Source organism: Paraburkholderia domus (assembly GCF_905220705.1).
GTDB classification, from domain to species: Bacteria; Pseudomonadota; Gammaproteobacteria; order Burkholderiales; family Burkholderiaceae; genus Paraburkholderia; species Paraburkholderia domus.
This window is the reverse complement of the sequence record NZ_CAJNAT010000036.1, coordinates 51,673-66,631: the sequence shown is the minus strand read 5'-3', so window position 1 is coordinate 66,631 and position 14,959 is coordinate 51,673. Positions and strand designations below refer to the sequence as shown.

12 protein-coding genes are annotated in these 14,959 nt (G+C 62.1%); 9 read left to right on the top strand and 3 right to left on the bottom strand.

Going from position 1 to position 14,959, the window contains the following annotated elements; all coding sequences use genetic code 11:
• Positions 1 to 321 precede the first annotated feature (321 nt).
• From KHO31_RS34445 to KHO31_RS34420, 6 genes are all read left to right on the top strand, one after another.
• Complete coding sequence (locus KHO31_RS34445) at positions 322 to 654, top strand: type II toxin-antitoxin system RelE/ParE family toxin (protein WP_201086563.1); 333 nt, start codon at positions 322 to 324, stop codon at positions 652 to 654.
• Complete coding sequence (locus KHO31_RS34440) at positions 641 to 928, top strand: helix-turn-helix domain-containing protein (RefSeq protein WP_063498788.1); 288 nt, start codon at positions 641 to 643, stop codon at positions 926 to 928. Before KHO31_RS34445 ends, KHO31_RS34440 begins: the two co-directional genes overlap by 14 nt.
• Positions 929 to 1,288: 360 nt before the next feature.
• The gene (locus KHO31_RS34435; RefSeq protein ID WP_201086564.1) at positions 1,289 to 2,701 is read left to right on the top strand and encodes a cytochrome ubiquinol oxidase subunit I; all 1,413 of its coding nucleotides are present in this window, start codon (positions 1,289 to 1,291) and stop codon (positions 2,699 to 2,701) included.
• A 36-nt stretch (positions 2,702 to 2,737) separates the two neighbouring features.
• Positions 2,738 to 3,742 (top strand): cytochrome d ubiquinol oxidase subunit II, encoded by a 1,005-nt coding sequence (cydB, locus tag KHO31_RS34430; protein WP_201082209.1) that lies wholly within the window; start codon positions 2,738 to 2,740, stop codon positions 3,740 to 3,742.
• Positions 3,717 to 3,908 carry a hypothetical protein gene (locus KHO31_RS34425; RefSeq protein ID WP_201082211.1) on the top strand — a complete coding sequence of 64 codons (192 nt, stop codon included), beginning with the start codon at positions 3,717 to 3,719 and terminating at the stop codon, positions 3,906 to 3,908. Before cydB ends, KHO31_RS34425 begins: the two co-directional genes overlap by 26 nt.
• Before the next feature lie 339 nt (positions 3,909 to 4,247).
• Entirely contained in the window at positions 4,248 to 5,006 is a 759-nt protein-coding gene (locus tag KHO31_RS34420) for a response regulator transcription factor (protein ID WP_201082213.1), read from the top strand.
• Positions 5,007 to 5,027: 21 nt separating this feature from the next.
• Here KHO31_RS34420 and KHO31_RS34415 read toward each other — a convergent pair whose 3' ends face one another.
• Positions 5,028 to 6,809, bottom strand: a complete 1,782-nt coding sequence (locus KHO31_RS34415; protein ID WP_201082326.1) for an ATP-binding response regulator — start codon at positions 6,807 to 6,809, stop codon at positions 5,028 to 5,030.
• 322 nt (positions 6,810 to 7,131) lie between these two features.
• On the opposite strand from KHO31_RS34415, the gene KHO31_RS34410 reads away from it, so the two are divergent.
• From KHO31_RS34410 to KHO31_RS34400, 3 genes are all read left to right on the top strand, one after another.
• On the top strand, positions 7,132 to 7,923 hold the full coding sequence (locus KHO31_RS34410; RefSeq protein ID WP_201086565.1) for a hypothetical protein: 792 nt from the start codon (positions 7,132 to 7,134) through the stop codon (positions 7,921 to 7,923).
• 208 nt (positions 7,924 to 8,131) lie between these two features.
• Entirely contained in the window at positions 8,132 to 11,542 is a 3,411-nt protein-coding gene (locus KHO31_RS34405; RefSeq protein ID WP_201086566.1) for an alpha/beta fold hydrolase, read from the top strand.
• Between the two features lie 98 nt (positions 11,543 to 11,640).
• Positions 11,641 to 12,420: a hypothetical protein gene (locus tag KHO31_RS34400; RefSeq protein WP_201082225.1), complete on the top strand. Its 780-nt coding sequence runs from the start codon at positions 11,641 to 11,643 to the stop codon at positions 12,418 to 12,420.
• 19 nt (positions 12,421 to 12,439) lie between these two features.
• Here KHO31_RS34400 and KHO31_RS34395 read toward each other — a convergent pair whose 3' ends face one another.
• Complete coding sequence (locus KHO31_RS34395) at positions 12,440 to 13,900, bottom strand: FAD-binding oxidoreductase (RefSeq protein WP_236071650.1); 1,461 nt, start codon at positions 13,898 to 13,900, stop codon at positions 12,440 to 12,442.
• Positions 13,897 to 14,886: an isopenicillin N synthase family dioxygenase gene (locus KHO31_RS34390; RefSeq protein WP_201086567.1), complete on the bottom strand. Its 990-nt coding sequence runs from the start codon at positions 14,884 to 14,886 to the stop codon at positions 13,897 to 13,899. The genes KHO31_RS34395 and KHO31_RS34390 overlap by 4 nt, the downstream gene beginning before the upstream one ends.
• Positions 14,887 to 14,959 lie beyond the last annotated feature (73 nt).

The following is a 14,959-nucleotide window of genomic DNA, read 5'->3' as shown; positions in this document are numbered from 1 at the left end:
AGGCTAATAGAAAGTCGGCTTGAACGGAGTTATTGTCGGTTGGTGACGAGTGGTCCTTGATTCGCTATTCCCGCCCAACTCGCCGATGTAAAAGGAGACCTCCACCGTGCCGCGCCCAATATCGCGTCCCGCACGACTCGCCCCAGCCGAACAGCCAGTTGCGCCAACGCCGTCGTAACCGCTCATCGCGGTCCTGCTTTCGCCTTCTTCCCGTCGTTCGATCCCGTGCCGGGCAATGCCTCTTTTTTTGCCGAATGACAGCAGCAAACGGCAAGGTGGTCTGCTTGCGCACAAATAACATATTTGTTATCATGAACTCCAATGGCATTTACGATCGACTTCTACAACGAAAAGGTCAAAGTGAACGTTGCCTCCTTGCCGAAAACGCTGCTTGCACGCTTCATCGCGCTGGCCGATCGCATGGAGGAATACGGCCCGAACCTCGGCGAGCCGCACACTGCATCAATGGGTGGTGGATTGTTCGAGATGCGCCTGAAAGGCGCGGAGGGCATCGCCAGAGTGTTCTACTGCTCCATCGTGGAACGGAAAATCGTCATGCTTCGCAGCTTCGTGAAGAAGTCGCAACAAACGCCGCGTAACGAACTGGACGTGGCGCGCAAAAGACTGCTGGAGATCAGAAATGGCAACCTATAAGGCAATGCGCGAACGGGCGCTCGCCGACCCCGAAGTACGCGCCGAATACGAGCGGCTGAACCGTGAAGAATTCGCGCTGCTCGACCAGATGCTCGCCGCGCGGCGCGAAGCCGGCTTGACGCAGGCGCAAGTCGCCGAGCGCATGGGCACGAAAGCGCCGGCCATCACCCGGCTGGAACGGGCGCTTGCTTCGGGGCAGCACTCGCCGTCGATCGACACATTGCGCAGATACGCGGCCGCGTGTGGCAAGCAACTGTTTATTTCGATCGCGTAGCCGGTGTATTCGTAGCGTCCTGCCGTCGCGAGGCTGCTTCTTGCGTGGCAACACCAGGCCGGCGCAAGTCGCCGCGAAAGCGCTGGCATCGCGTTGCTGCAGCGCGGTCTATTGCCGCAGTTCCGCGGCAATCGCGGGAAACACGCGCAAACGCCTAATAAGGAAAACTTGATACCTATCAAGGCTTTGCCGTCTCAAAAACGAAAATCCGCGTAAAACAACGCGGTTTTTTGACGCACGTCGCGTCGCAGCAAAAATTCCACTCATCCCCTACTCTTGCGCCATCTGCCCAGTGCAGTGCGCACCGACAACGGTCGACGCGCGTAGTCCGCCCCCTCGGGCATCACGACCTTCACGCTCATGAACTCCGCTCTATCGGCCTTCGATCTCGCCCGCATTCAGTTTGCGTTCACCGTCTCGTTTCACATTGTTTTTCCGGCGCTCAGCATCGGCCTCGCCAGCTTCATCGCCGTCCTCGAATGGCGCTGGCTCAAAACCGGCAAGGCGTACTACAAAGATCTTTGCCTGTTCTGGTCGAAGATCTTCGCAGTGGCCTTCGGCATGGGCGTCGTCTCCGGCGTCGTCATGAGCTATCAGTTCGGCACCAACTGGTCGGGCTTCTCCAGTTTCGCCGGCCCCATCACCGGACCTTTGTTGATGTACGAGGTCATGACCGCGTTCTTTCTCGAGGCAGGCTTCCTCGGCATCATGCTGTTCGGCTGGCAGCGCGTGAGTCCGCGCGCCCACTTCGGCGCCACGCTGATGGTGGCGATCGGCACGCTGATCTCGACCTTCTGGATTCTCGCGTCCAATAGCTGGATGCAAACGCCGCAAGGTTTTGAAGTCGTCGACGGCCATGTCGTGCCGCTCGACTGGTTCAAGATCATCTTCAATCCCTCGTTCCCGTACCGGCTTGCGCACATGGCGCTGGCAGCGTTCATCGTCGCTGGGCTGGTGGTGTCGGCAGTGGGCGCATGGCATCTGCTGCGCGGCCGGCGCGATCCAGCCGTCAAGAAGATGTTCTCGATGGCGCTCTGGCTGCTCCTGATCCTCACGCCAATTCAGGCGTTCGTCGGCGATCAGCACGGTCTGAACACGCGCAAGTATCAACCGGCCAAGATCGCCGCGATCGAAGGTCTGTGGGAAACAGAGAAAGGCGGCACCGCGCTGAACCTGTTCGGCATTCCTGATATGCAAGCGGAGACCACGCGTTACGCCGTATCGATTCCGCACCTCGGCAGCCTGATTCTCACGCATAGCTGGGACGGCGAAATTCGCGGCCTGAAGGAATTTCCGCCGCAAGACCGGCCGAACTCGACCGTGGTGTTCTGGAGTTTCCGCATCATGGCCGGGCTCGGCGTGCTGATGATCCTGATGTCTCTGGCGGCATGGGCACTGCGTCGCCGCGAACGCCTGTTTGAATCGAAGTGGTTCCAGCGCATCGCGGTGGCGATGGGCCCGACCGGCTTCATCACGCTGCTGGCCGGTTGGGTCACCACTGAAGCAGGCCGTCAGCCGTGGGTGGTGTACGGCGTGATGCGCACGTCGCAGGCAGTATCGCCGCTTACCACGCAGCAGGTCGGCATTTCGCTGATGGCGTTCGTGGTTGTGTACTTCCTCGTATTCGGCACGGGCATCTACTACATGCTCAAGCTGATGCGCTCAGGTCCGGCACTGCCGGGACAGACGTCGCACGGCGTGTCTGAGCACACGCCGAATCAGACCGCGCGCCGCCCGCTGTCCGCCGCCGATCACCTGATCGACGCCGCCTGACCTCACCCGCTTCACTCCCTGCTTGCGAGAAAGAAAATGGACGTAACCGTAGCGTGGGCCGCGATCATCGCGCTGGGCCTATTCATGTACGTGGTGCTGGACGGCTTCGATCTGGGCATCGGCATCGTCTTCCCGTTCTTCCCCGATGAGAAAGAACGCGACCTGATGATGAACACCGTCGCACCCGTGTGGGACGGCAACGAAACCTGGCTGGTGCTCGGCGGCGCCGCGCTGTTCGCGGTGTTTCCGGTGGTCTACTCGACCGTGCTGTCCGCACTGTATCTGCCGCTGATCTTCATGCTCGTGTGCCTGATTTTCCGCGGCGTGTCGTTCGAGATTCGCGCCAAGGCCAAGCGCACGAAACATCTATGGGATCTGGCGTTCATCGGCGGTTCGGCGGGCGCGACGTTCTTTCAGGGCATTGTGCTGGGTGCGTTCCTGCAAGGCATTCCAGTGATCGACGGCGGCTATGCGGGCGACGCCTTCGGCTGGCTCACGCCGTTCAGTCTGCTGACGGGCCTCGGTCTGGTGATCACTTACGCATTGCTCGGCTGCTGCTGGCTGGTCGCAAAGACCGAAGGCGATCTGCAACGCCGCCTGCATCGCGTGGTGTGGCCGCTGACGCTCGTGCTGCTCGGGTTCATCGCGATGGTCAGCCTGTGGACGCCGCTGCAAGATCCAAATATCGCGCAACGCTGGTTCCACGACAACCTGTTCTACCGTCTGTTGCCGGTGCCGTTCCTCGTGGCGGTCTGTGCGTTCTTCATGCACCGCGCGGTGCGGGCACGGCATCACAACACGCCGTTCGTGCTGGCGCTCCTGCTGGTGCTGCTCGGCTACGCGGGGCTGCTGGTGAGCCTGTGGCCGTATGCGATTCCGTCGAGCATGACACTCTGGGAAGCCGCCGCGCCGCGCTCGAGCCAGATGTTCACGCTGGTCGGCGCAGCGGTGATTCTGCCGATCATCATCGCCTATACGACGATGGGTTATTGGGTATTTCGTGGCAAGGTGCGTCATGGCGACCAACATCACTATCACTAAGGACACGGGCGCCAACGCCGCCCGCAGCGAGTCTCAAACGCCGGTGCGCAAACTGCCCGGCTGGCTGTGGTTCATCGCGCTCTGGTGCTTCGGCGTGGCCTCGGCGGTATCGCTCGGATTCGCGTTCAAGCTTCTGATGAATGCGACGTTATTTGCAGTCAAATGACTACGGCTCGTGCGTGATTTCATTCGGTGCGCATAACCTTCGGATTCCTGCGTGGACGGCTTCAAAATCGGGGCGCGCGGCTCGTCTTCGTAGCAAGCCGGAACCTATGCGCGGGAGACCTGCCTTACACAACATGCTGGTGCAGCGAACCAGCCGGCGATCATACAAATAGATTGTCAAATATGCGGCGAACTGGAAGGCGCGCCGCGCCATCGATCGGCATATGATCGCGGGGAAGCCGGTAATGACGCGATTCGAGAATAGAAGTAAAACGGGAAGTAAAGCCAGAAGCACGGCGGGGGTAGTCCACAACGCGCAGGCCCGACTCGCGGAGACATCATGAAGTTTCTTGTGGCCGACGACCATGAACTGATCCGGCAAGGCGTCAAGGGGCTGCTACGCGGCCTCGATCCCGACGCGCAATTCGACGAAGCCGATAGCTGGGAAACACTTGCCGCCGCCGCGCGGCCCGACGCCGATCACGACCTCGCCATTGTCGATCTGCATATGCCAGGCATGAGCGGCGCCTCGTCGCTTGAAGTGCTGTTGAAGGCGAACCCTGCCTTGCCGGTCGTCGTCCTTTCCGCCGAAGAATCACCCGACGAAATGCGCGCGGTGCTGGCTGCCGGCGCGCTCGGCTTCGTGCCCAAGCGGCAACCCGCCAGTGTCATGCTCAAGGCAATTGAACTGGTGTTGTCAGGTGGCGCCTATGTGCCAATGGAAGCACTCAGCCTGCTGGGCTCGCGTGAGACGCAAGCCGCACCTGCGCGGGCTGACGCGGCGGCCGAGTCTGGCGCTCAGGGCGCCGCTCACGCCTCGACTCAGAGCCGCGCCGCGCTCACCGAACCGATCGTGCAAATCCAGGCGCTTCAGCCGCACCAGCAACACTTGCTGGAAAACCTGTCGCCGAGACAGCAGGACATCATGCGGCTCGTGCATCGCGGCTGGACCAACAAGATGATCGCGCGCGAGTTGGGCGTTGCGGAAGGGACGGTCAAGGTGCATCTGTCGGTGATCTTCCGGGCGCTCGGCGTGCACAACCGGTCCACGGCGATCGCCGTGATCAACGGCTGGCTCGAGGCCGGAAGAACCCTGTAACAACGGGTCGACGGGCGGTGCTCACGCCGCCCGCCCCTTGTCCAGTTCCGCCTGCTGCCACAACATCTCCAGGGTGCGCCGCAGACGCGCCGGCGTAACCGGCTTATGCAGCACCGGAATCCCCTGTAAGGCCAGCGCCGCCAGTTCCGCCGACGCCATATCGCCCGTAATCAGCAAGGTCACCACGCCTTCGTGCCCTGCCCGCGCGAGCACGTTGCGCACGGCCGACAGCGCTTGCGCGCCGGTTCGATGATTGGCCAGCTGGTAGTCGCATAACACGGCATCCGGGACGAAACCGTCTTCCAGCGCGACGAGCGCATCGACCTCGTCGCGCGCGCCACGCACGATGCACCCCCAGCGTCCCAGCAGACTGACAAGGCCTTCGAGAATCGACGGGTCGTCGTCGATGCATAGCACGCGCCGCCCTTGCGCCGACGGCCCGCCCGCCACCGCCTCGTTCAGGCTCGCGACAATCCCGCCGGCGTCGCCCGCCTGCACCGGAAAGCGGAACACCGAGCCGCGGCCAGGCGCCGAGCGCAGTTGCAACTCGCCGCCGAGCATCTCGATCAGCCGCTTCACCGTCGGCAAGCCCAAACCGTGTCCCTGACGTGCGTCGCGCTGCGGATTGGCGACCTGGTAAAACTCTTCGAAGATGCGCTCGTGTTCCTCGGCCGGAATGCCGATGCCGGAATCGCGCACCTCGATATAGCCACCCGAACTACGCCCGGCGCGGCGGTAGCCCACCCAGATCGCACCTTCCTCGGTATAGCGCACGGCGTTCGAGAGCAGGTTGCTCAGCACGCGTTCGAGCAGCACCGGGTCGTCATGCAAGATCACCGAGGCCGGCGCGATCCGCAGCGCGAGGCCTTTGGCCGCCGCTTGCGGGCGGTACTGGGCGCCGACCCGTTCGAACAGCTCCGAAAGCCGGAAATGCAAGCGGATCACCTGCGTCACGCCGCTTTCGAGCCTGGCGAGATCGAGCACCTGGTTGAACAACTGGTTCAACGCCTCGACGTTATAAACGATGTGCTGGGCCGTCTTCGCATGCTGCACGGGCGTCGCCGCCGTGTCATTGAGCGAAGCCGCCAGCAAACCGATCGCATGCAGCGGCTGACGCAAATCGTGGCTCGCCGCCGCAAAAAAACGCGTTTTGGCGAGACTGGCTTCTTCGGCGACACGCTTTTGCGCGGCCAGCGACTCCGCCAGGTACTGCTGATCGACTCGCGCATGCACGACTTGCTGAAACAGCTTGCGATAACTCAGCGCATAGACGTTGATCGCGCAGAAGAAGAACGCGAGAACAATCGCGAGAATCGTGCGATCGAACGTATGCGTGCCGAAATGCAGCGCGATCGAGGGAAACAGCAGAAACGGAATCGCGGTCGAGAAGTTCAGCAGATCGAATCCGTTCGACATGAACACGCCGGCCGCCAGCGTCACGAGCATCACCGTGTGCAATAGCGGCAAATCGGTTTGCGGGCTCTGGAACGCGAACCACACCGCCAGCCCCGGCGCGCTATACAGCAACACGCCGCGCACCGCATGCAGGTTGATCCAGCCACGCGGTGTCGTGAGATGCGGGTAGCGGCGATTGCAGAGCCACAGCGCGAGGCCACCGCAATTGGCAGCCGCATAAAACCCGAAACACGCGATGAACAAAGGCGGCGACGGGACGTTCGGCCAGTAGATCGCCACCAGCACCGCGATAGAGAACCAGTGCGAAAAGAAGGCGATCGGATCTTGCGCGTACAGCACGCGCACCAGGTCTTCGTCGATTGCACGCTGGATCGGGTCGGCCCGCATCATGCGGTCTCCTTTGTCGGGCGGAGTTGGCGCTTTAGCTGTCGACCAGAGTTCGCGCTTTAGCGCACTACTCTGGTCCCATGCAAAGCACTTACTCCGGCCCCATGCAAAGCGGTCGACTGGAGGTAGAGCTTTAGCTGTCGGCCGGATGGTTTACCCGGCAGTTTACCCATCAGCTACCACTTAATCCATATAGGCGAAGTCGTCGCCGGAAACCATACTGAGTTCACATTCCAGCGCGGCTTAAAAGCTCCAACACCCCCTTCCTTGCCTGCAGCCGAGGCTCCGCGCGTTCCTCGCCTTACCCCTTATGGAGGTTTTCATGGGCGCAGTTCCGAGCCACGCGTTCGTCCGCAATCTCGACGATGCGATCCTGCCCGACTTGTGGCGCCGGCGTACCCAGCTGTCCGCCGACGAAATGGTGTCGATGGTCGACCTGGTGAAGCGGGCGCTGCGCACCTATCACCCGCTTGAATTGCAGGCGCTCGGCGAGGACAAGGAAGAACTGGTCGCGCAGTTCATCTACTCGAAGGTACTGCGCCTCGCACCCGGCCACACGGAGACCAACGCTTGCGCCGACAGCGCGCCATCCAACGGCTACGCACTGTGCGCGTATTTTCGCCGTTACCTGATCGACTGCCTGCGCAGCGCCGGCCATCAACGCAACGTGTCGATGGAAAACGAAGGCATGGCGCAGGAAATCGATTTGCACGCGCAAGCGCTGGAAGACCCCGTGGAAAGCGTGTTGCTGCAATACGGCCTCGACGAGCAACGCGTACGGCTCGCGGCGCGCGCCTTTATCGAGAACCTCGACGAGCCGGAGCGCATTGTGCTGGCCGGCAGCCTCGGCTGGTGTTCGGAAGGGAAAGGCGGCCTGTCGGCGGTCGCTGCTCAGCATCGTGTGCCCTCGTATCACTATCGCGCCGTCAAACTTGGCGTCACCATGAAAAAGACGGCCGGCGCCGACGAATTTTCCAATACCAAGATCGGCCGCTGGCTCACCGACGTGCTCGGCATCGAAATCGACATCGACAATCGCGCGGCGATTCTGCTCGTCTTGAACCTGCTCGCCGCCGAATCGAGCGACAGCGAAATGAATGAAGTGGCCGCCTAATAGTGCTTCGACAGACTAGCGTGGACCGGCGCCGTCTGTCCCTTTCCGCAAGTCGAGCACGCGCCATGCTTGCCTCGCGCGCCACGTACGATGCGCCTTTTTTTGTCATCGCGCACCGCCTACGATAAAAAAGCCACAGCGGCATGCCGTCTTCCTTCCGAAGTCCGGGTTCCCTACCCGGCAACCCCTTCCTGATGAGGTGGTCCTGATGAACCGCTTATCGAGCGCCCTGACAGCAATGCAGCCGCACTACGACGTGGTGGTGGTGGGCTCGGGTTATGGTGGGGCGATTGCCGCGAGCCGCATGGCGCGCGCCAGCAGAAGTGTGTGCGTGCTGGAACGCGGACGTGAGTTCATGGCCGGCGACTATCCGCGCACGCCGCTCGAAGGCGCCGCGCAGGTGCAATACAACACCGCCCTCGCACAAGTCGGCTCGCCGCTCGCACTGCTGGAAGTGCACGTGAATGAAGACGTGAATGCGGTGGTGGGTTGCGGACTGGGCGGTACGTCGCTGATCAACGCGAACGTCGCGCTCGAAGCCGAACCACGGTTGTGGGACGACGATCGCTGGCCCGCTGCGCTGCGCGCCGACAAAGCGGGCCGTGACAAAGGCTACGAGCTGGCCCGTGCCATGCTGCAGCCGTCGCCGGTGTCCGGCGATTTTTTGCAGTTGCCGAAACTCCAGGCGCTCAAAAAATCAGCGCAGGCGCTCGACATGGCGGATCGCTTTTACCCCCCGCCGGTCACCGTCACCTTTGAGAACCGCATCAATGCGGCGGGCGTCGAGCAGAAGGCATGCGTCGGTTGCGGCGATTGCAACTCAGGCTGCAACTATGACGCGAAAAATTCGACGCATATGAACTATCTGCCCGATGCAGTCGCGCACGGCGCACATATTTTCACGGGCACAGCGGTGCATTCGGTCGTGCGCGACACGGCCACGCAAAAGTGGGTCGTGCGCTTTCAGGAGGTGAAGCTGGGCCGCGAGAGTTATGGCGCGCCCGATCTGTTCGTAAGCGCCGACATTGTCATCGTATCGGCCGGCACGATCGGTTCGACTGCCCTGCTGTTACGCTCGCGCAAGGAGGGGTTGACCGGTTCGGACATGCTCGGCAAACACTTCACCGGTAACGGCGACGTGCTGGCCTTCGCATACAACACCGAGGAAGTGATCAACGGCGTCGGCTGGGGCGCGCACACGCAGGGCGAAATTCCGCCGGTCGGGCCAACCATTACCGGCATCATCGACCATCGCAACACCCCTAACGTGACAGACGGCTTCGTGATCGAAGAGGGTTCGCTCGCCGGCCCGGTCGGCGCCGCGATGGTCGCCCTGCTCGGCGGCGCCGCGCCGCTCGAAGGCGTCGAGATTCTCGCGCCGCGCCCCGCCGGGGAAACGCTCGACTACGGCGCGCGGGTGATCGAAAGCCTCCTGCGCGGCCCCTACCACGGCGCGCTCAACCACACGCAAACCTACCTGGTGATGGCGCATGACGACGAAAGCGGCCAGATCAATGTGGATGACAACGGTAGACCGCGCATCGATTGGCCGAACGCCGGCAAGCAGCCGATTTTCCAGACCGTCGAAGAAACGCTCGAGAAGTCGCAGGTGCCGCTCGGCGGCAAATATGTGCGCAACCCGATTTCGACAAAAATGCTCAAAAACCGCATCGTCACCGTGCATCCGCTCGGCGGCTGCGGGATGGGCGAGAACGCGGAGCGCGGCGTCGTCGACCATGAGGGTCGGGTTTTCAGCGGCACGACAGGAAATGCGGTACACGAAGGCCTGTATGTGATGGATGGCGCTGTCATGCCGATGTCGCTCGGCGTCAATCCGCTGTTGACGATTTCCGCGCTAGCGGAACGCAATTGCGCGCTGCTCGCCGACGCACGAGGCTGGAAAATCGACTATCTGGCCAAGGGTACAGCCAGCACGCCGACGCCCCCAAAAATCGGCCTGCACTTCACCGAAACGATGATCGGCACCTACACGCCGGCGGTGGCGGGCGCAGCCGCCACCAGTCCGATCGAATTCACGCTCACCGTCGAATCAGACGATCTGGCCGACATGCTGAGCAATTCGCAACATCTGGCCCACACCACGGGCACGCTGACCTGTCCTGCACTCTCCGCGCAACCGATGACGATCACGGGCGGCACCTTCAACCTGTTCGTGGTCAACGAATCGGACGTGGACGAGCGCAACATGAATTACCGCATGAGGCTCGATTCCACCGAAGGCAAGACGTACTACCTGAGCGGACAGAAGATCATCACGCGTACGTCACCGATCAATCTATGGGATCAGACCAACACGCTCTACGCCGAAATTCGCGAGTCGGTGCAAGCGGATGCGCCTGCGATCGGCAAAGCAACGCTGATCATCACGCCCGAGAATTTCCTCAAGCAGCAACGCACGCTCGAAGTCACCAATGCCCCCGATCTGACAACGCGCCTTGAATGGACCCTGAAGTTCGGCAAGTTTTTTGCGGGCGTGCTGTTCACCGAATATGGCGGCGTGGCGGCACCCCTGCAGTTTTACGATCCGAAGGCGCCGCCGCGTCTGAAGCGCGTGCTGCGCGCACCCGTGCCGCAAATGGTCTTCTTCGACACGCCCGATGGGACCACGCTGCGACTTACACGCTACGCCGGGCCGCCCGACAAACCACTGCGTCCGGTGCTGTTGATCCACGGCTCAGGCGTATCGAGCCGGATCTTTTCCACCGATCTGACGCCGACCAACCTGGTGGAATATCTCTGTGCAGCGGGTTACGACGTGTGGCTCGTCGATCTGCGCGTCAGCATCGAAATGCCGAGCGTGCTGGTGCCGACCAACGTCGACAAAGTCGCTCGCGAGGACATTCCGGCCGCGGTCGCCAAAGTGCGGGCGTTGACCGGCCTGCCGGACATTCAGGTGCTGGGCCACTGTATGGGTGGGTTGGCGCTCACGATGTCCCTGCTGTATGGCCTCGAGGGCGTGCGCTCGGTCGTTATCTCGCAGGTCTCGGCGCATCCGGTGCCAGGCACGCTGGAAAAGATCAAGTGCGGGCTGCACGTCCCGGACATCATGGAACATCTCGGGGTACTCGACCTGACCGCATTTACGGAGCACAGGTCGTGGCCCCACAACCTGCTCGACGAAGCATTGCGGCTCTACCCGATCAATCACAAACAGGGCTGCGGCAACCCGATCTGCCATCGGGCGACCTTCCTTTACGGCCTGCTCTACGAACATGGACAATTGAACGAGACGCTTCACTCGAACCTGCAGGAATTGCTCGGTGTGCATGACGTCGAGGTGTTCAAGCATCTCGCTGCAATGGTGCGGGCGGGCAAGGTTGTCGATGCAGAAGGCAGAGACGTCTACCTGAGCGGCGCGGACGGCATGAGGGGTCTTGAAGGCATGCGCCTGCCGATCGGCTTCATCCACGGTGAAAAAAACGAAACCTATCTGCCGAAGAGCACCGCGCTCACGTACGACATGCTGGTCAATCGCTTCCCCGAGCAGCCGTATGAGCGGCATCTGATTCCCGGCTACGGACACATCGACTGTATCTTCGGCAAAAACGCAGCGGTGGATGTTTATCCGGTGATTGCCAGGTATCTGAATGCGCATTGATGAAGGTTGAGTGAAGCGCTCTCCATAGCATGAGAGAATCCGGCTGAGACCGGCGCGTGCAGCCGCACATCGATCCCATCAACCACTAGAACAATGCTATGGAACAGTTGACCTTCGGGGCCTGCATCAAGAAAGGATGGATCAGTTCGTGGCAAGCCGTCACGCAGATGCCCTGGTTGTTCCTCGGCGTTTGCGCCGTGTTCGCCTGCACGTCGCTGCTGACCGCGCAACGCCCCTCCGCCGCTGCCGGCGATATCGACACGATGACGCGCGTCGGCCACGGCCTGCTTTCGCTGGTCTGGCTCGTGCTGCAACTGGTGGTATCCGGCACGCTCACCATCAAGGTCCATCGCTTTGTGCTGCTCGGCGAAGGCGCGCACCCGCTCGTGCCGCTGAACGGCAAGCCGCTTGGCCGCTATGCGCTGGTGTGGCTCGCCGTCGTGCTGGCCATGCTGGCAATGGCGGGGCTCACCTATATCGCCGTGCGGGCGTTCAAGATGGGATTCCTGGTTTATGTGCCGCTGCTACTCGTTTATGTGTTCGTGCTCATCCGGCTAAGCCTGCTTTATCCGTCTATCGCACTCGGCAGCCGGCTCACCCTGCGCGCGGCGTGGCAGGACAGCCGTGGGCACGTATGGAGCATCATCGGTGTAGGCTTCGTCACATACCTGCCGCTCTTCATCGTCACCGCCCTGTTCTTCATCGCCGCCGGCCCGAAGATACTGCACGCGCACCAGACCCAAGGCATCGCCGTCATTGCGATCGTTCAGGCGCTGCTCAATGCCGTGTTCATCGTGTTCGCCGCGGCCTCGCTGTCGTGGCTGTACCGGCGTTACGCCCGCGAACTGCTGACGCACGCGGAAAACGCTCCGCAGTAAATCGCGCGGCGCGTCCCGCTCAAAACAGCTTGCCCGGATTCAGAATGCTGTGCGGGTCGAGCGCGTGTTTGATCGCCACCATGGCGGCCAATTCAGCCGGCGAGCGCGAGATCGGCAAGAACTCGCGCTTGAGCAAGCCGATCCCATGTTCCGCCGACACCGAGCCGTGCAACGGCCCGAGCATCTCGTAGACGAACGCGTACACCGCATGATGATCGACGCCGGGGATCGAATGGCCGTCGACAGTGACATGCAGATTCGAATCGCCGATATGGCCGAAGAAATACGACGCGTTGCCCGGCCAGCGCTGATCGAGCGCCGCGCGGCAACGGTCGACGAAAGCACCGATCTCGCCGATGGGCAAACTCACGTCGAAGTTGATCGCATCCAGCCGCACCGGAAACTCGGCGGTGCACTCGCGAATCGCCCATAACGCCCGTACGTCGGCGACCGATTGCGCGATCACCGCGTCACGGATCGCATTGGCGTCGAGCGCTTCAGTCAGCGCGGCGGAGAAGCGTTCGCCGTCGTCGCTTGCGTCGAAGCTCGCGTGTTCAATCAGTGCATAGAGCGGGTGCGCGTCGGAAAATGGCGAGCGCGTACCCGTCAGCTTCACGCCGAAATCGTAGAAATCCGGCCACATGATCTCGAACGCACCGATGTCGTTGCCAAAACGCGTCGACAGGCGGCGCAGCAAGTTCACGGCGGCAGCGTAATCGTCGAGTGCGACGAGCGCCGTGTGGCGCGCCGCGCGTTGCGGATGCAGTCGCAGCACCGCGCGCGTGATCACGCCGAGCGTGCCTTCCGACCCAATGAACCAGTGTTTCAGGTCATAGCCGGTGTTGTTCTTGACCATCTTGCCGAGCGAAGTCAGCACGTCGCCGTTGGCGAGCACGACTTCGAGGCCTAGCACCTGATCGCGCGCGGTGCCCGACTGGATCACGCGATTGCCGCCCGCGTTGGTCGCCAGATTGCCGCCGATCTGACACGAGCCACGTGCGCCCAGATCGAGCGCAAGTTCGAAGCCGGCTTCGGCGGCGGCTTCCTGTGCGGTTTGCAAAGTGGTACCGGCGCGCACGGTTAGCGTCGCCGAAGCAGTGTCGATTTCTTCGACGCCGTTAAGCCGTTCAAGCGACAACGCAATATCGGTCGCGCGCGCAATCGCGCCACCCGCGAGACCGGTCATGCCGCCCTGCGGCACCACCGGTTGATGCGCCGCGTGGCAAATCGCCAGCGCGCGAGAGACTTCTTCCGTACTGCGCGGCAGGAGCAGCGCGGCGGGGCGCGTCGGATCGTGGCGTGTCCAGTCGGTCATCGCGTGTTCACCGATCTGCTCGCCAACCCGCACCGCGTCGGCACCGAGCGCGGCACGCAGCGCGTCGAGCGTTGCGGAAAGCGGCGCTGCGCTGTGAGTTGCGCCTTTGTGCGCGCTACTGCTTGCGCTGCTCGTTGCGCCGTTTGCCACACTGTTATCTGTCATGCAGGGGTTCCTTGCGTTCCTTCAACTGCCGCTTTCTTCCGATAACCCATCGAATCGTTGATCCGCCCGAGGATATAGTCACCCGCGGCGACCGGCTGGTACTTGAGGTCGGCGTCGCTTGTGCCGAGTTCCCGTGGATCGACCGTCGCGCCGTAAGTGGGATCATAGAACGTCGCAATCGAATAGCGCTCGCGCCCCGACGCATTGATCACGCGATGCAAGGTGGAGCGGCAGCGATCATTAGTCCAGCGTGCCAGCAGATCGCCGACGTTCACCACAAAGCTGCCTTCGATCGGCGGCGCATCGACCCACGTATCGTTGGCGATCTCACGCACCTGCAAGCCGCCCACCTGATCCTGCCACAACAAGGTAATGCAGCCGTAGTCGGTATGCGGCGCGACGCCGAATTGATCCGCGTCCGACTGGGGTGGCTGCGGCGGATAGTAGACCATCTGCGTGCGCTGCATCCGCTTCGTATAGCGTGGCGCGAAAAAATGCTCGTCGACGCCGAGACTGAGCGCCACGGCCCGCAGCAGATCGGCGCCGCATGCGGCGACCGCTTCGTAATAACCGTAAAGCGCGGGCCGCAATTCAGGCATGAAATCCGGCCAGTTGTTCGGCCCACGCAGCGCCTGTCCGGCGAGCACATCGGGATCGTCCTCCGGCAACTCGAGGCCGATGCTGAAGAACTCCTTATAGTCGGGGCGCTTGGCCTGATACATGGTCGCGTCGCCGAGCGCGTTGAAACCTCGATGCCTTTGATTGACCGCCGCGCGCCGCTTCGTCTCAACAGGAAATGCAAAGAACGTACGCGCCGCCTGTTCGACCGCATCGATGGCCGTTTGTGGCACGCCGTGATTGACGATGTAGAAGAAGCCAATCGTCGTGCACGCTTCGCGGATTTCGTGCGCCACGCGCGTCAAAGCCTGCGGGTCGCCGGCGCGAACGCCGGCAAGATCGATGATCGGAATGCGGGTCACGGGCATTGCGTTGCTCCCTGGTAGGCCGGCCAATTCAACTGACGAAACACGCTTGCAAATCGTTTCCAACAAGCTCGCG